The 16,767-nt window shown below is 58.9% G+C and carries 17 protein-coding genes; 5 read left to right on the top strand and 12 right to left on the bottom strand.

Features of this window, described 5'->3' with window-relative positions:
* Positions 1–21: 21 nt before the first annotated feature.
* From ACR0NF_RS05555 to ACR0NF_RS05545, 3 genes are read right to left on the bottom strand one after another with little or no spacing between them, the layout of a single operon-like run.
* Complete coding sequence (locus tag ACR0NF_RS05555) at positions 22–633, bottom strand: TorD/DmsD family molecular chaperone (protein WP_480470068.1); 612 nt, start codon at positions 631–633, stop codon at positions 22–24.
* Between the two features lie 4 nt (positions 634–637).
* Complete coding sequence (locus ACR0NF_RS05550; protein ID WP_480667045.1) at positions 638–1,225, bottom strand: DUF3306 domain-containing protein; 588 nt, start codon at positions 1,223–1,225, stop codon at positions 638–640.
* Positions 1,222–1,776 (bottom strand): DUF3305 domain-containing protein, encoded by a 555-nt coding sequence (locus tag ACR0NF_RS05545; protein ID WP_480470066.1) that lies wholly within the window; start codon positions 1,774–1,776, stop codon positions 1,222–1,224. Before ACR0NF_RS05545 ends, ACR0NF_RS05550 begins: the two co-directional genes overlap by 4 nt.
* 251 nt (positions 1,777–2,027) lie before the next feature.
* Here ACR0NF_RS05545 and ACR0NF_RS05540 point away from each other — a divergent pair, with 251 nt between their 5' ends.
* Complete coding sequence (locus tag ACR0NF_RS05540; protein ID WP_480667044.1) at positions 2,028–3,983, top strand: 4Fe-4S binding protein; 1,956 nt, start codon at positions 2,028–2,030, stop codon at positions 3,981–3,983.
* Here the strand turns inward: ACR0NF_RS05540 and ACR0NF_RS05535 are convergent.
* Positions 3,977–4,705, bottom strand: a complete 729-nt coding sequence (locus tag ACR0NF_RS05535; RefSeq protein ID WP_480777893.1) for a hypothetical protein — start codon at positions 4,703–4,705, stop codon at positions 3,977–3,979. The genes ACR0NF_RS05540 and ACR0NF_RS05535 overlap by 7 nt on opposite strands.
* On the opposite strand from ACR0NF_RS05535, the gene ACR0NF_RS05530 reads away from it, so the two are divergent.
* From ACR0NF_RS05530 to ACR0NF_RS05515, 4 genes are read left to right on the top strand one after another with little or no spacing between them, the layout of a single operon-like run.
* A complete protein-coding gene (locus tag ACR0NF_RS05530) occupies positions 4,704–4,841 on the top strand; it encodes a hypothetical protein (protein ID WP_480470063.1) in 138 nt (45 codons plus the stop codon). The genes ACR0NF_RS05535 and ACR0NF_RS05530 overlap by 2 nt on opposite strands.
* Positions 4,838–5,899 carry an Mrp/NBP35 family ATP-binding protein gene (locus tag ACR0NF_RS05525; RefSeq protein ID WP_480470062.1) on the top strand — a complete coding sequence of 354 codons (1,062 nt, stop codon included), beginning with the start codon at positions 4,838–4,840 and terminating at the stop codon, positions 5,897–5,899. The genes ACR0NF_RS05530 and ACR0NF_RS05525 overlap by 4 nt, the downstream gene beginning before the upstream one ends.
* Positions 5,896–6,594: a biotin/lipoate--protein ligase family protein gene (locus tag ACR0NF_RS05520; protein WP_480777892.1), complete on the top strand. Its 699-nt coding sequence runs from the start codon at positions 5,896–5,898 to the stop codon at positions 6,592–6,594. Before ACR0NF_RS05525 ends, ACR0NF_RS05520 begins: the two co-directional genes overlap by 4 nt.
* Entirely contained in the window at positions 6,591–7,070 is a 480-nt protein-coding gene (locus tag ACR0NF_RS05515; protein WP_480470060.1) for a DUF6505 family protein, read from the top strand. The genes ACR0NF_RS05520 and ACR0NF_RS05515 overlap by 4 nt, the downstream gene beginning before the upstream one ends.
* On the opposite strand, the gene ACR0NF_RS05510 is transcribed toward ACR0NF_RS05515, so the two are convergent.
* From ACR0NF_RS05510 to acs, 8 genes are all read right to left on the bottom strand, one after another.
* On the bottom strand, positions 7,067–7,567 hold the full coding sequence (locus ACR0NF_RS05510) for a flavin reductase family protein (protein WP_480470059.1): 501 nt from the start codon (positions 7,565–7,567) through the stop codon (positions 7,067–7,069). The genes ACR0NF_RS05515 and ACR0NF_RS05510 overlap by 4 nt on opposite strands.
* 87 nt (positions 7,568–7,654) lie before the next feature.
* Positions 7,655–9,067, bottom strand: coding sequence for a 3'-5' exonuclease (locus ACR0NF_RS05505; protein WP_480470058.1), 1,413 nt, complete (start codon positions 9,065–9,067; stop codon positions 7,655–7,657).
* A 2-nt stretch (positions 9,068–9,069) separates the two neighbouring features.
* Complete coding sequence (locus ACR0NF_RS05500) at positions 9,070–9,588, bottom strand: hypothetical protein (RefSeq protein WP_480470057.1); 519 nt, start codon at positions 9,586–9,588, stop codon at positions 9,070–9,072.
* 27 nt (positions 9,589–9,615) lie between these two features.
* Positions 9,616–11,439: a DUF294 nucleotidyltransferase-like domain-containing protein gene (locus ACR0NF_RS05495; RefSeq protein WP_480470056.1), complete on the bottom strand. Its 1,824-nt coding sequence runs from the start codon at positions 11,437–11,439 to the stop codon at positions 9,616–9,618.
* 108 nt (positions 11,440–11,547) lie between these two features.
* On the bottom strand, positions 11,548–13,332 hold the full coding sequence (locus ACR0NF_RS05490; RefSeq protein WP_480470055.1) for a sodium:solute symporter family protein: 1,785 nt from the start codon (positions 13,330–13,332) through the stop codon (positions 11,548–11,550).
* Between the two features lie 5 nt (positions 13,333–13,337).
* Positions 13,338–13,622 (bottom strand): DUF4212 domain-containing protein, encoded by a 285-nt coding sequence (locus tag ACR0NF_RS05485; RefSeq protein ID WP_480470054.1) that lies wholly within the window; start codon positions 13,620–13,622, stop codon positions 13,338–13,340.
* A gap of 183 nt (positions 13,623–13,805) precedes the next feature.
* Positions 13,806–14,489 (bottom strand): adenylate kinase, encoded by a 684-nt coding sequence (locus ACR0NF_RS05480; RefSeq protein WP_480470053.1) that lies wholly within the window; start codon positions 14,487–14,489, stop codon positions 13,806–13,808.
* Between the two features lie 7 nt (positions 14,490–14,496).
* Positions 14,497–16,461 (bottom strand): acetate--CoA ligase, encoded by a 1,965-nt coding sequence (gene acs, locus ACR0NF_RS05475; RefSeq protein WP_480777891.1) that lies wholly within the window; start codon positions 16,459–16,461, stop codon positions 14,497–14,499.
* Positions 16,462–16,767: the final 306 nt, after the last annotated feature.

Below are 16,767 nucleotides of genomic sequence, written 5' to 3'. Positions count from 1 at the left end.
ACGCTGGCGAATGACAGCGGTTCACGCTGCCGTCATTCGGAAGGCTTCACGCTCAATCTCCATGAACACTCGACCGGCCGTACCGACCGAGGCATAGAGGACCGAGTTCTCGGCACCTTCCAAATCCGAATAGAAATGCGCGGCCCAGGGGCCGATATGTTTGTTCCAGAACGCCTTTTGATCGTCGAGCGAAGCAGGCGCGCCAAACCGACCGACGATCATGCCCGCCATCATCTCCATCAGCGAGGCGATGTTGTCTTCGGGTTCATAGACATTCTGTGCCCGCGTGATCCCACGCGCTGCCATGTCATTGCGCAACTGGGCCAGCGGTTTTTCGTTCAGGAACCCGGTCAAATAGAAAGAGGCATAGGGCAACAGTTCTCCCCGACCTAAGCCAATGAACAACGCGTTGAATTCGCGCTCTGCCGCGGCAGGTTTGGTGACCTTGGCCACCCGTGCCATCGCCTGAATGGCCTGACCCAGATCCGAGTCATCACCGCCCAGCCCGGCCATCTGATCCAGCAGCAACTGATCAGGGGGACCGGCCAGTAGCAAACCGAGAAAATTGTAGAAATCCGCGCGCAGACGATCCTCAGCCGAGATATCCAGGGTTTGCGCGTTGTCTGCGGTCATAGAGTTATCCTTCGAATTCAAATTTCATGCGGCGTGGAGCAGGGGCGAGTTCGATCTCCTCCGGCTCTTCCAATTCCGCCATCTGCGGGGCTTCCGGTTCAGGTTCGACGGTGTTGATCAGTTCTTCACCTAACTCGATCATCTCGGGCGCGTCAGCCTCTGGTTCTGCTTCGGAAACCTCTGCCTCTGCCTCGGCAGCGAGCGCTTCGATGTGCGCCAGCATGCCCTTGCCAACCTGATAGGCCGTCTGGAGGTTCTCGATTACGCAGGCGGCGTCTGTATAATCTTCTCCATAGTCGACCAACCCGTCGACATTGGCCAACACCGGGTTTAGCCGCCATAGGCGACGCAAGGCGCGGCGGCGCAGACGATCTGGGACGGCCTTGGCCATGAAGCCCGAGACATCATCACCTGCTTGCAACGTGTCGGGATCGGGAAGATCAAACTCGGCCAAAATCTCGGCGTCGCTCTTTTCTTCCAGTTCAGCTTGTTGTGCTGCGATGATCTGTTCTTCTGCCACCAGAGCGTCGGCTTTGGCTTCGGCTTGAACGGCGGCCTTGCGGCGGGACCAGAAATCGCGGGTCTCGGTCATTGCAGCACCCTGCGCGGTGCGCGGTAGACATCCGAATCCTGGCGAATGCGTGCGTCACCTTTCCCGTCTTCGACAAGATCAACGCGTTTCTTGTCGCGGCGGCGTTTTACAAACACCTCATCATGGTGATGCTGCAGGGTGAAATCCCGTAGCCATGCGATCAGGCCTTCGGTCATGGGAATCTTTTCGACGATCTCTTCACCGGTATCGGCGTAGTCCTGACCTTCGTAGGGGGAAGCGGTGATCAACACGGCATTCAATGGGGTTTCGCCCTTCAACTCATCTCGTAACACGAGATACAGCGACGGCTGCCCATCAGACAGGTTGACCATGTAAGCCTCGGTCTCGTCGGCCCACAGTGTCAATGTCAGTGTTGCAGCATGATATTCGACGGCTTCACCTTCACGGCGTAGTTCCTGCCAATCGGCTGGTCTGGCGCCAGGTAGTAAGGCGACCGCGCGCCAGTTCCATCGGGCCCAACGTGTGACCCCGGGTGTTTTGCGCACAACGACGCCAACCGGCATTTCAATCTGGCTTGCGGCCTTGGCCACTGGCTCCTCCCCTGAAGGCTCTCCCCTGCCTTCGCCTGCATGTACTATGGTACATAAAGTGACGCCCTGCCAAGTCCAGTTAGGTCTCAATCTGTCGTATTCACTATTACTTTATCCGCAAATGTAGACTGCGGCGCTGATGAATGGTGAAAAATAGTGCATATTTTTGGAATTTCGCAGGGCCTTCGCATTGTCACGGCGCGGATTAGGTCTAAGGTGCAGACGGTCAGCAAGCAGAGCCGGGAGGGGATATGGCCAGCAAGCTAGTGTTGTGCGATTGCGAAGGGACGCAAACGCTGAATGCAGATGGCATTTCTTCGGCCTGTGAGGTGAATTGCAGCAGGGTGCATACTGCGCTCTGTACGCGCGAGCTTGCAGTGGCGGCCGAATATCTCAAAAGCGGCGAACAAGTGGTGATTGCCTGCGGGCAGGAAAGTACGGTTTTCAGCGAACTTGCCGAGGAACTGGGTGTCGAAGAGCCTGGTTTTGTTGATCTGCGCGACCGGGCCGGATGGTCCGAGCAGGGCGCAGACGCGGCACCCAAAATGGCTGCACTGGCCGCTGAGGCGATGGTACCGCAACCGGTCACATCCAGCGTTGATGTCATCAGCGAAGGCACCTGCTGCGTTATTGGCCCCGGTGAGGTTGCCTATCCATTGGCCGAACAACTGGCTGGCGTATTGGCGATGACGGTTCTTGTGACGGATGATGCCGAACCCCTTAGCCGCTCGTTTGATGTCGCCAAGGCACGGGTGCGCAACCTGACGGGCGCGTTGGGTGGGTTCACCTGGCACCTGGATCAGGTGCAGCAACTGGAGCCTGGCGGGCGGGGAGGTTTCAGCTGGAGCGCCCCCCGTGACGGGGCGAAGTCGCGCTGCGATATTGTCGTCGATCTAACCGGTGAAACGCCTTTGGTTACGGCCCCCGACAAGCGCGAGGGCTATTTGCGCGCCGATCCCCGTGATGCAGCGGCAGTGGCTCGTCTTGCTTTCGATGCGGTGCAACTGGTCGGGACATTTGAGAAACCGCTCTATGTCAGACTGGATGAGACCCTTTGTGCCCATTCGCGAGCCGAGCAAACGGGGTGTTCGAACTGTTTGGATATCTGCCCGACCGGAGCAATCACTCCGGCAGGTGATCATGTGGCGATTAATCCGATGATTTGCGCCGGGTGCGGTGAATGTTCGGCCCTGTGCCCGTCGACTGCCATAACCTATGAAGACCCACCGGTTTCAGCCGTGTTATCGCGGATGCACATTCTGGCGCGAACATTCCGGCGCGCGGGCGGCACTGCGCCACGCTTGCTGGTACATGATGCGCATGGGGCGGAGATGATCCGCATGGCCGCTCGGTTCGGACGGGGGCTGCCCGCGGATGTCATTCCGTTGGAGCTGAACGTAGTCTCAGGTTTTGGTCACGCTGAAACGCTGGCCGGTCTGGCGCATGGTTTCGCCCGTGTCGATATTCTGATGGGCCCCAAAACCGAACGCGATGCGCTGGATCGGGAACTTGTGCTGGCGCAGACCATCGCGGGGCAGGGCGTGCTGAGCCTGATCGATGAGGCCGACCCGGATGCGCTGGCTGATCTGCTTTACAGACAAGAGGTACCGCAGCCTTTAACGGAACCGGTTCTGCCGCTGGGCAATCGCCGTCAAATTGCGCGCCTGGCGGCGCAGGCTCTGAACCCGGACGCTGAGGCTCCCTTGGCCTTGCCCGAAGGCGCGCCCTATGGCGCGCTTGCGGTGAACACCGATACCTGCACATTGTGCCTGAGCTGCGTTTCTCTGTGTCCCTCGGGTGCGCTGATCGATAACCCGGACAAGCCGCAGCTGAACTTCCAGCAAGACGCCTGTCTGCAATGCGGGATCTGCCGCACGATCTGCCCCGAACAGGCGATCACGCTGGTGCCTCAGCTTGATCTGAGCGACAAAGCTCTGTCGCAGCAGGTGCTGAATGAGGAAGAACCATTCGAATGCGTCGAATGCGGCGCTGCCTTTGGTGTCAAATCGACGGTTGAGCGGATCATGGAGAAGCTGTCAGGGACGCATCCGATGTTCGCGACATCGGATCAGGCACGGATGATTCAGATGTGCGACGATTGCCGGGTGAATGCGCAGTTTCACAGCACCGACAATCCGTTCCAGTCGGCCGCCAGACCACGGGTTGTCACCACGGATGACTATTTCTCAAAGCGCAAGGATCACTGAAATTGCAGCGGAGCGCCCAGATCGGCGGCGCGGAGGGCGGCGACGAAAGCAAGAATTGCCTCAAGATCGTCAAGGCTCATCTCGACCGGGTGGATGGGCGAAGGGCGTTCGGGCGGGAAGGGCTCGGTGACACCTTCAATCTGCGTGAAGGCGGGGTGTGGGTTCAGAGCAAAGAAAGCCTGAAACCGCTCGGACCAGTCCGGCATCGCGCGCAGCACCGCAAAGGAAGGGGTGGAGCCCAGACCGTTCATGCGGTTCTGCGGGCCGATCACATGACACCGCCCGCAATGGGTCATCGACAGATCTTCGCCCAGCAGCGCGTTGCCGTCGATTTCGACCTCTTCGGTGACCGTGGCAGTTTCGAAACTTGCGTTGAAGGGCGTGCCATCAGTGGGGGCAAAACCTTCGACCGTGCGTTTACCGATGTCGGATTGCAGCCAGTCGCGGAACCTTACCTGTTTAGCGCTGTCATCGATGCGCAGGTGATAGATTACCCCGTCACGCGCAAAGACCGGATAGCCAGGCGGGGACGAGGCCAGTGACATGACGCCACTTTCATCCGCAACAACGCGTATCCCGGTCTTGAGAGAGAAGCGTGGGAGAATATGTTGCAGAAGACCCGAGTCTGACACCTCGTCCGGGGCGGCAAGGCCAAGCGCCTCTTGCGACCAAGAGGGGGTGGCGGTGAGCGTCAGGCTGAGGCACAACAGGACAAAGCGCATGGCCAAACCTAACGGCGACAAACCCGATGCGTCAAATAAACAGAAAGAGACGGAGACACATGCAATGAGCGGCGACTATAACCTGTCGATACGCAATGCCTTTCGCACAGGGCAGATCAAAGGAAAGATGGCATGAGCATCCGTGACGCGGTTCTGGCGAACCTGAAAAAGATCACCGACCCGGTTTCAGGGCAGGACATTGTCAGCGCAGGCATCGTGCGGGCGCTGAATGTCGAAGGCGATACCGTGCGGTTCGTGCTGGAGATTGACCCGAAACAAGCCGAGAAGATGGAGCCTGTCCGCGCCACGGCCGAACAAGCGGCACAGATGGTTGAGGGGGTATCCAAGGTCTCGGCCATGCTGACCGCGCATTCCGACAAGGCTCCGCCGGATTTGAAGCCGAAGCCCAAGCCATCACAGACCGGCCCACAGGCCGTGCCGGGCGTGGATCGCATTATTGCGGTGGCCTCGGGTAAGGGGGGCGTCGGCAAGTCGACCGTCTCAGCGAACCTCGCCTGTGCTTTGGCGGCTGAAGGGCGGCGTGTGGGTCTGCTGGATGCGGATGTCTACGGCCCGTCTCAGCCTCGGATGCTGGGTGTTTCGGGGCGCCCGGCCAGCCCCGATGGCAAGACGATCCTGCCGCTGCGCAATCACGGCGTGACCATGATGTCGATGGGGCTCATGACCAACGAAGGGCAGGCGGTCGTCTGGCGGGGTCCGATGCTGATGGGTGCTCTGCAACAGATGATGAGTCAGGTGCAGTGGGGCGCGTTGGATGTTCTGATTGTTGATCTGCCGCCCGGTACCGGCGACGTGCAACTGACACTCAGCCAGAAGTTTCAGGTGGATGGGGCGATTGTCGTCTCAACCCCGCAAGACGTTGCCTTGATTGACGCCCGCAAGGGGATCGACATGTTCAACCAGCTCAAAACGCCGATTGTTGGGATGATCGAGAATATGTCGACGCATATTTGTTCCAATTGCGGGCACGAAGAGCATGTCTTCGGTCATGGCGGCGTGGCTTCCGAGGCCGAGGCGCTGGGCGTGCCGCTGCTGGGGGAAATCCCGCTGCATCTGGATATTCGCGTCGCTGCGGATGGGGGTGCGCCCATCGTTGTCAGCAAACCCGATAGCCCACAGGCTGAGTCATTCCGCAAGATCGCCCGAGATATGATCGCCAAGGGGAACGCATGACCCAGCCGGTCTTTCCACCTCTGCTCAGCGGGCATCCTGCCAAGGCCGGTGTGGATCCGTTCGAACAGGCGCAGGCCATGGCGGCGCTGGGCTGTGACGGGGGGACGGTGGTCTATAACATTCAGGCGGATCGCCTGCGGGTTGCCGTCGTCTTTGCGCCCGAAGTCCCATTGCAGGACGCGATGGCAATGCTGCCGCTGTGCGCTGTCGGGTTCCAGAACGCGCTCGGCGCACTCGCCCCGCCCGAGGTTGCGGTGCATCTGGGCTGGGACGGGCTGATCTGTGTGAACGGCGCGAGATGCGGTCAGTTTCATGTCGAATCCTCAAGCCGGGTTCCGGATGAGGTGCCCGATTGGTTGGTGATCGGCTGGGAACTGGCGCTGCTGCAAACCAGCGATGCGCCGGGCGAGACCCCGGATGTCACAGCGCTATATGACGAAGGGTGCGCCGATGTCGCGGCGGATCAACTGGTTGAAAGCTGGTCGCGCCATATGCTCACATGGCTCAACCGTTGGCAGGACGAGGGCAATGCCCCTTTGCATGGCGAATGGTTGGGATTGTTGCGCGGCGTTGGTGAGCCGATTGGGGATCAGGGTGTGTTTCTGGGAACTGATGAACGCTTTGGGATGCTCATCCGCAAGGGCGATGACACGCATTTGCGCCCGCTGACGGAATTGTTGGAGACTGCAAAATGAAATTGGCCCGTGCGATTCATTTCGATGAGAGCGACATGAACGTGTTCCATTCTCCTGCGCGTACAGGTGAATGGTGCGTCTCGGGCGGGTTTGAGTTCTCAAACTGGGGTGAGGGCGATCTGGAAGGCAAGGCGCGGCAAGCGTTCGCGAATGGCTGGCTCGGTCTTGAAACCTTTGGCCGCGTTACCTTTGTCGCCGTTACGCAGATCGAACCGGCCGAAATAGACCAGGTGGCGCAAAACCTGGCTGAGCATTTTGTTCAGTTCTACGGAGCGCCCTCGGTTGAGGCGGCGATGGATGTGGCGCGGACCGAAATCTCACATATGGCTGAGATGTGCGAAGATCATGCCCCGAATACCTTATTGACCGTTGCCCGAGAATTGACGGGGGCAGGGGTGCACGAGGCGTTTCGCGTGATCACGCCGCAAGAGACGCAGCTTGAAGCCCTGGCAGTTCATGGATCGCTGGACGATTAGATCAAGTCTGCGAATCCACCAAACTGACCGCGCTTGAAGATCAGCCCCTGACCGGGGCGATGCATCACCTGCTCGACATGGCCAACCAGGATCAGGTGATCTCCTGCTTCATGACGTGCGGACAAGCGGCAGTCGAATCGAGCCAGACATTCCGCAAGACGGGGCCGTCCGGCCTCATCTTCCTGCCAATCGGCATGGGAAAAATCGAATCCGTTGCGTGCGAATTGCAATGCCCGGTCGTGCTGGTCCTGCGCCATCACATGGATCGCATAGTGCTCGCAGGTGCTGAAGGCGTCGTACCGGTTTGAATGCCGATCTAGGCACCATAAAACCAGCGGCGGGTCCAGTGAGACGGACGCAAAGGAGTTCACGGTGATCGCAGCAGGGCCTTCTGCGGTATTGGTGGTGACGACAGTGACGCCGGTGCCGAAACAGCCCAAAGCCTCGCGAAAGGCAAGGCTCTGCTCGGGGCCGGGAATGAATGTCTTTTCCGTCATCGCGCGCTCGTTCAATGGGCCTGTCTCAGGTGCCATGTGGCGCTGGGATTGTCCACGAAAAGCTGACGTGAATTCGGGATTTTCCGATCAGTTCAGGTCCTCAAGCAACCGACCATGTTTGCGGGTTTCTGCAATGACGTCGCCAAAGGTCACCATGCCGCGCGCCGTCAGCATTGGCAGCATCCGAACGAGCACCTCAGCGGTCGCGACAGCATCGCCCAAAGCCGTGTGACGCAGGGCTTCGGGGATGGTTATGCCCAGCCGCTCACAGACCGCATCCAACGTATGTGTTTCGCTCGCCCCGAACAGCACTGCCGACAACAGGACGGTGTCGAGTATGGGATGTGTCCATTCGACCCCCATGCGGTCAGCGTGACGGCGTAAAAAGGCCATGTCGAATGGTGCGTTATGGGCAACAATCACAGCGTCCCGAGCGAATTGGTGAAAGCTGCGACCAGCCTCGGCAATATCGGGTGCGCCCTGTACCATCCTGTCACTGACTTTGTGTACCTTGGTCGAGGCGGGCGGTATCGGGATGCCGGGATCGACCAGAGTATCCAGCCGCTCACCGTCGACGATCTTGCCTTTCACGACGCGCACCGCGCCGATCTGTACGATCTCGTCCTTATGCGGCAGAAGGCCGGTGGTTTCGGTATCGAAAACCACGAAACACAGGTCCAGAAGATGCCTTTCTTCGAACGCGTCATCACCGGATGTATCGAGCAGTTCAAAATCATAGACCAGCGGGCGCGCCTCGTCGGGAGCGATCTGTGCGGCGCTGTCATCAAAAACGAGCATGTAACCCGGGGCATCGCCCAAGGGTTTCATCCGGGCAGAATAGGTTTGCCGCCCATCAACGCTGGTTAGGGTGCAATGAACGTCTTTTCCGGTTTTGATCAGCTTGGCATAGGAATCTGTCAGACCCGTTGCTTCGAGATAGTCGAAAAGCGAGGCATTCAGCCGGGGATGCGCAATCTGAGCCAAAACCTCAGCGGCCTGGGCATCATACAGAACGATCTGGTGCTTGGGCCCGGCCAGAAGCATGGCAACCGGGATTTCTGTCAGCAGCGCCGTGAGGCGTTGTTTCTCCGAAGCCAGATGGGCGGTTTCCGCGGCCACAGCCTCAGCCGTGCTCATGGCATTGGCGGCCAGTTGCTCGGCCAGCCCGGCGGCGGCGGGGGCAAGATCACCCAGATAGCGTGCGGCCTGCAGGTCCAGATCCGTGCTGACCCCGGCATGGGCCCGCGCCCGCAGCTGGGCCGAAAGCCGTTCGATTGGTTTTGCAACATTGTCATCGAACAAAAGCCAGACACCGACGATCAGCGCGAGCAGCCCAAAGGCGATCAGAATCTCGGCGAAGACGTAGGCACCAATGAGATCAGGATCGTCGACCCGCTCATAGCTGATCCACAACGCCAGTGCGCTTATGATCAATCCACCTGCGGCAATCAGGAGGAAAAATAGAAAAATCCTCAGGCGCAGGCTCAGGTGATTTAGCATGGTCAGACCCCGCAGGTTGCCTCGATCACGGGATCATTGGCATCGATCTTGATCCAACTGGCGTTCAGGAGGCGTCCGTCATCGGCGAACTCGGCACCATCGGCCAGATTGGCACGGCTGTTTTCTGCGCAGTTGACGGCAACGGGCATCTTTGAAACCGGTGCCCAGCGGCCAAAGAAATAAAGATCCACCAGACGCTCATCCGGAACGCTCGTATTGGTGCGCACGGAGGCGGCATCAATTGCTGCGAAGCGATCGACAAAGGGTACGGCATAGGTCCAGGGGCGATAGAAGGCGCGGCTTTCAACCTCTTGCACCACTGTCAGGCTCTCGGGCAGTTGGTCGCGGGTGCGGTCGTACCAGGAATATTCGCTGGTGATCGTCATCGCGATCATCCCGACACCCGCCGCGACCGGTGCGGCCCATTTGGGCAAGCGGCCTCCGGTCAGCTTGTTCACCACCATCACGACACCCGCAAACGCGAAGCCTGCAAAAATCGTGCCGATCAGTTCCAGAAACATAATGTCTCTCCGTTCATTTCTGCTGTCTTAGCCCAGCATTCCTTTGCCATGACCAACAGCTGATTGCATCGTTTTTACCACGACAAAGGCATCGCGGAGATGACTTCGCTCAAAGTCGGACAAATCAGCCGGGGGAAGGTAGTTGTCGGGCGCATCACCGGCCTTTACCAGACGCGCCTGATGTTCCAGCCGGGTCTCGGCGATCAGGTCATAGGCGTCCAGAAGATCGCGCGCACCCGAGGCGCTGAGAACTCCGCTGGCCTCAGCCGCACTGAGACGCGCGCGTGTGTTTGCTTCGGTCAACTGTCCCTGCAGGCTGTAGATGCGCGCCAGATCCACAATCGGCACCACGCCGTTATGCTTGAGGTCCAACGTATTGCGATGTTCGCCCGAGCGGATGGTGGCAAAGCCGCGCAGCAGGCCCAGAGGAGGCGTGTGCTTCAGCGAGTTCGAGATCATATGCGCGACAAAGATCGAGTTCGCATTCGCCGCGGCCAGCGTATCGGCCTGCAGGTCGGTAAACAGATCAAAGGACCCGCCGATGGGTCGCAGATCGAACATAACCGAGGCAAGCATTTGCGCCTCGGGGTTGGGTTTTGCAATCCAGCCTTTGAAATAGTCGCGCCAGACGCGCACGGGCTGACACCAGCGCGGGTTGGTCGCCATCATATCACCGGGGCAATAGAAATAGCCGCAGGTATCCAGCCCGTCTGAGATGAATTTGGCCAGCGCAGCGAAGTAGGCCATGTCGTCATCCGTCACGCTATCATCCAGCATCAGGCAGTTGTCCTGATCCGAGACACCGGTCTGTTCTTGCCGTCCTTGCGAACCACAGGCGAGCCACAGGTAAGGCACTGGCGGCGCTCCAAGCTCGGTTTCGGCCAAGGCCAACAAGCGCCGCGTTGCGGTGTCGGCAATGTCAGTTATCAACCGCGTCACGATCTCGTGCCGGTTGCCGCCCGCGACGAGTTGGACCAGCAGTTGCGGTATCTCGGCGGTGACCGAAGCCATCTCGTGCGCGGTGTTGGCTCGGGCAATTCGGCCCACCAGCTCGGCGGAGTTGACCGCCTGATAGTGGGTGAGATCCGTTTGAGTGACGATACCAACCAGCCGCCCGGCCTCGGATATCGGAATGTGGCCAATGCCGCGCTCCATCATCACATGCAGCACATCTGAGCCGATATCTGTGGGGGCCAGTGTGATTGGGTTGGCGGTCATGATGGCCGAAACGGTTGTGTCAGCTGGCATCGCTTCGGCGACGAATTTGCCCGAAATATCTCGCAGTGTGGCGATACCCAGCAATTTGTCACCCTCGGTCACGCAGAGCGATGAGATATGGCGGTCACGCATGATTTGCGCGGCGTTCTGAACCGAGGTGTCGGGCGGGCAGGTGGCAGGATTGTGTGCCATCAGAACGTCGATTGCACTGGTGGCCAGACTGTCCGGTCCGGTTCGCTCGCCTCGGGTCCTGTTGAAGAACTTCGAGATGACGTCGTGCCCGTCAATCAGCTTGCGCACCAGATCAGGGGGCAACAGGATCAGGACCGACGGCGTATGCGCACGAGCTTTGGTCGCGGCCTTGCCGTCCTTCAGCAGCCCGCGTTCGCCGAAGGAATTCCTGAGCCCGAGATGAGAAACAACGGCACCGTTCTCATCAGTAATTTCGACCTGTCCTTCGTAGATAACGAACACCCCGGGCATTGCATGGCCGAGTTCGTAGATCGAGCTGTCTTGATCTAGCTCCCAAACCTCGATCTGGTCTACCAGATTGTCCAGAACCTCGGGCGGCAGGGCGTCATAGGGGTGTACGGACTTCAGAAACCGGGTGATTTCGTCATGGGACAGGGGCATTTACGCTCTCCGGAGTTCTGAATGAAAAATCCCGCCCGGTGGTGTGCCGGGCGGGAACAGTAAGTCGAAAGATGCGGTCGAAGACAAGAGCCGCCGACCGCATCACACTCAGTGATCCTGAGCCGCGCCCGCACCACGGGGAATGCGTACGCTTTCGACCAATTCAACGATCTCCGGCGGAGTCTCTTTGGTCATGCCTGCAACAGTGTAGGCAACCGCAAAGTTGATCATCGCGCCGATTGCACCGAACGAGGTCGACTTGATCGGACCCAGCAGCGGATCAGCATCGGTGAACGAGTTGGTGCCCGGAATGAACAGCCAGCCCTTGTGCAGGAAGATGTAGACCAGGGTCACGACCAGACCTGCCAGCATACCTGCAACCGCGCCGGTGTTGTTGATGCGGGTCGAGAAGATCCCCATCATCAGCGCCGGGAAGATCGAGGCTGCCGCCAGACCGAAGGCCAAGGCCACGGTTTGTGCCGCAAAGCCCGGTGGGTTCAGACCCAGATAGGTTGCAACAACGATGGCTACCGCCATTGCGATACGCGCCGCCAGTAGTTCTCCCTTTTCAGAGATGGACGGGTTGATCGCACCTTTGACAAGGTCGTGGGACACGGCCGACGAGATCGCCAGCAACAGGCCCGCAGCGGTCGACAGAGCAGCCGCAAGACCACCGGCAGCGACCAGACCGATCACCCAACCCGGCAGGTTGGCAATCTCGGGGTTGGCCAGAACCAGGATGTCGCGGTTGAACTTGGTCAGCTCGTTACCGACCCAGCCTTTTTCTTCCGCAATCGCTTGCATAGCTTCAGACTTGTCGTTGTAGTACTGAATCTTGCCGTCGCCGTTCTTGTCTTCCCAATCCAGCAGACCGGTTTTCTGCCACGTGGCCATCCAGTCATAACGCGGATCGGTGTCGATTTCTTCGACCGAAACAGCGCCACCTTCGATGCCACCATTGGGCCACATCATGTCACTGATGTTCAGACGCGCCATTGCACCAACCGCAGGAGCGGTCAGATACAGCAGAGCGATGAAGACCAGCGCCCAGCCCGCCGACCAACGTGCGTCAGACACTTTGGGAACGGTGAAGAAACGCATGATGACGTGCGGCAGACCAGCCGTACCGATCATCAGCGACAGGGTGAACAGCACCATGTTCAGCGTGTTCGAGTGGTGAGTCGTGTACTCGTTGAAGCCCAGCTCGGTCACGATCGCGTCCAGCTTGGTCAGCAGGGGTTCACCGCTGGCGGTGTCACCAAACAGACCCAGCGCCGGAATAGGAGTACCGGTCAGCTGCAGCGAGATGAAGATCGCCGGGATGGTATAGGCGGTGATCAGCACGCAGTACTGAGCGACCTGAGTGTAGGTCACGCCTTTCATTCCGCCAAACACCGCGTAGGCAAACACGACGCCCGCACCGATCAGCAGACCGGACGTGTTCGAAACCTCGAGGAAACGGCCAAAGGCCACGCCCACACCGGTCATCTGACCGATCACATAGGTTACCGAAGCCACGATCAGGCAGATCACCGCAACGATACGTGCGGTCTGGCTGTAGAAACGGTCGCCGATGAATTCCGAGACGGTGTATTTGCCGAACTTACGCAGGTAAGGCGCAAGCAGCAGAGCCAGCAGCACGTAGCCACCGGTCCAACCCATCAGGAAGGTCGAGTTGTCATAGCCCGTAAAGGCAATCAGGCCCGCCATCGAGATGAACGAGGCCGCAGACATCCAGTCAGCCGCTGTCGCCATACCGTTGGTGACCGGGTGAATGCCGCGACCGGCGGCGTAGAATTCCGATGTGGAACCCGCACGGGCCCAGATCGCGATGCCGATGTAGAGCGCGAAGGATGCGCCAACAAACAGCAGGTTGATGGTAAACTGGTCCATGGCCGTTACTCCTCGTCCACGCCGTATTCAGCGTCCAGCTTGTTCATGCGCCAGGCGTAGTTGAAGATCAGCACCAGAAAGACCAGGATCGATCCTTGCTGAGCGAACCAAAAGCCCAGATCTGTACCACCGACGGCGATGCCGGACAGTAGCGGACGCAGCAGAATGCCGAATCCGAAAGACACCAGCGCCCAGATCGCAAGGCTGATGTAGATGAGGCGCAGGTTGGCCTGCCAATAGCCCTTATCGGACTCTGCAGCCTGCGCGGAGTTAGTCGAATTATCCGCCATCGCGGGTTCCTCCTTCGCTTCCTCGTTGGCGGCCCGTTGCCCAACTCCTCCAGTGCGTTGGGCCGCTTCTCGAATGTGCCAAACGCTCCGTGACGTCAGGCAAAACCTCTCCGGTCCGCCAAGGCGGGTCCATTGAAGTATTCTGTTGTAAGGATCAAAGCCCTGCGGGCTTATCTCCTCCCCTTAACTCATGACGTCGCCAACAAGACCCTGAAGGTCACGGGCGATGTCGTCGATCTGCCCCATGGCGTCGATGCCTTTCAGCACGCCCTGATTCTGGTAGTAGTCAATCAAAGGCGCGGTCTGCGCGTGATAGGCCGCCAGACGCGATGCTACCGTCTCGGCATTGTCATCCGCGCGGCGCTTGAACTCAGTATGGCCGCACTTGTCGCACTTGCCGTCTTCGACAGGCTGTTTGTACGTGTCGTGATAACCTTCTCCACATCCAGCGCAGGTGTAACGGCCTGAAATCCGTGTCACCATCTCGGCATCTGCAACCTCGAGGCTGATGGCGGCGTTGATCTTCTGATCGCCAGAAGCCAGCAAACCGTCCAAAGCTTCGGCCTGAACCGTGGTACGGGGGAATCCGTCCAGAATGACACCCTTGGTGCAGTCCGGCTCAGCCATGCGGTCGCGCAGGATGGCGATGACGATCCCGTCACTCACCAGATCGCCGGCCTCCATCACGGCTTTGGCGGCAAGACCAGCCTCAGTACCGGCGGCAACCGCTTCACGCAGCAGGTCGCCAGTGCTGAGTTGAACCAGCCCGAACTTGTCTTCGAGCATACGAGCCTGCGTGCCCTTCCCGGCGCCCGGAGGGCCGAGAAGGATCAGTACAGCGGGAGTTGTGGTCGTGGCAGCGTCCATCATACCCTCACTTGTTCGCGCGGTTCTGGATCAGATCGTCAACGACCGATGGATCCGCAAGTGTCGAGGTGTCACCCAGCGAGCCGAAGTCGTTTTCGGCGATCTTGCGCAGGATACGGCGCATGATCTTGCCCGAGCGTGTTTTGGGTAGGCCAGGGGCCCACTGGATCACGTCCGGCGAGGCAATTGGACCGATCTCGGTCCGCACCCAGGTGCGCAGCTCTTTCAGCAGATCATCCGAAGGCTCACGATCATTCATCAAAGTGACATAGCAGTAGATACCTTGTCCTTTGATTTCATGTGGATAGCCCACAACAGCGGCCTCAGCCACAGCGGCATGTGCAACCAGGGCGCTTTCCACCTCGGCGGTGCCCATGCGGTGACCCGAGACGTTGATCACGTCGTCAACACGACCGGTAATCCAGTAGTCACCATCTTCGTCACGACGGCAGCCATCACCGGTGAAGTAGTACCCTTTGTAGTCCGAGAAATAGGTCTTCTCGAACCGCTCATGGTCACCCCACACGGTGCGCATCTGGCCGGGCCAGCTGTCCTTGATGCACAGAACACCTTCGACGCCGTTGCCGTTGATCTCGACACCCGATTGCGGGTCCAGAACCACTGGCTGAACGCCGAAGAACGGTTTCTGGGCCGAGCCGGGCTTCAGCGCATGTGCGCCGGGCAGGGGGGTCATCATGTGACCGCCGGTTTCGGTCTGCCACCACGTGTCAACGATGGGGCACTTACCCTTGCCGACGACGTCATTGTACCAGTTCCAAGCTTCGGGATTGATCGGTTCACCCACGGTGCCCAGCAGACGCAAGTCGCTCAGATCGTGCTTTTCGACAAACTCGTTGCCTTGCCCCATCAGAGCGCGGATTGCGGTAGGAGCGGTGTAGAACTGGTTCACTTTGTGCTTGGCGCAAACTTCCCAGAAACGCCCCGCGTCCGGAAAAGTCGGTACGCCTTCGAACATCAGCGTGGTCGCGCCATTGGCCAGAGGACCATAGACGATATAGCTGTGGCCGGTGACCCAGCCGACGTCGGCTGTACACCAGTAGACATCGCCTTCGTGGTAATCGAAAGTGACTTCATGCGTCAGTGAGGCATAGACCAGATAACCGCCGGTCGAATGCACAACACCTTTCGGCTGGCCAGTCGAGCCCGAGGTATACAGGATGAACAGCGGATCTTCGGCATTCATCTCGGCAGGGGCGCAGTAGTCATCAGCCTCCAGTGCCATTTCGTTGTAGTCATAGTCGCGGCCGTCGATCCAGGTGGTCTGACCACCGGTGCGCTTGACCACCAGACACTTCACTGTGTCTTTGCAGTGCAGCAGGGCGGCGTCAGCGTTCGACTTCAGAGGCGTCTTGCGGCCACCGCGCGGCGCCTCGTCCGCGGTGATGATGACCTTTGCGTCACAACCGTTGACCCGTGCGGCCAAAGCGTCAGGCGAGAAGCCTGCGAATACGATCGAGTGAATGGCGCCGATGCGCGCGCACGCCAGCATGGCATAAGCGGCCTCGGGGATCATCGGAAGATAGATGACAACGCGGTCACCCTTGCGCACACCCAGCGATTCCAGAATGTTGGCCATGCGGCAGGTGCGGCGATGCAATTCGGCATAGGTGATGTGCTGGGCCGGGTCCTGCGGATCATCCGGCTCCCAGATGATTGCGGTCTGATCTCCACGTGTGGCCAGATGGCGGTCCAGACAGTTCGCCGAGACGTTCAGCGTCCCGTCAGCATACCAGTTGATCTTGACCGAGCCAAAATCATAGTTGACGTCTTTGACCTGAGAGAAGGGTTTGATCCAGTCAACACGCTTGCCTTGTTCCTCCCAGAAAGCCTCTGGGGAGTTGATTGAAGCCGCATACATGTCTGCGTATTTGTCGGCGTCCACATGCGCACGAGCGACGGTTTCTGCGGATGGCGGATAAGTCTTGGCATCTGCCTGAGCAGCGGTAGTCATGGTTGAGGCTCCTCCCTCTAGAACTGGATTACATTGGATTGATACTGCCGCCGATCAGGCAATGTCGATCCGGTTCCTCCCCGACTCGAATAATACGGAGAGCAGAAAAGAAATAAATAAATTACCGTAATCCTTGGATTTGTTTGTAAACAAATTTTTGAAATCCCTCCCAGTTTGTAAATAAATTTCACAAGATGTGTAAAAAGTTATGCAAAACAAATAGTAGCGTGTAACTTTTTCTTATGCTGCTTCTGCATGGTTTGCGCTACTTTGTCTTTCCCCCAGGGAAGATCAGTGCCGATGTGC

The sequence above is a fragment of the Ruegeria sp. CF4 genome, from assembly GCF_056537345.1.
The sequence above is the reverse complement of the archived record's forward strand: the minus strand, read 5'-3'. Positions and strand labels throughout refer to the sequence as shown.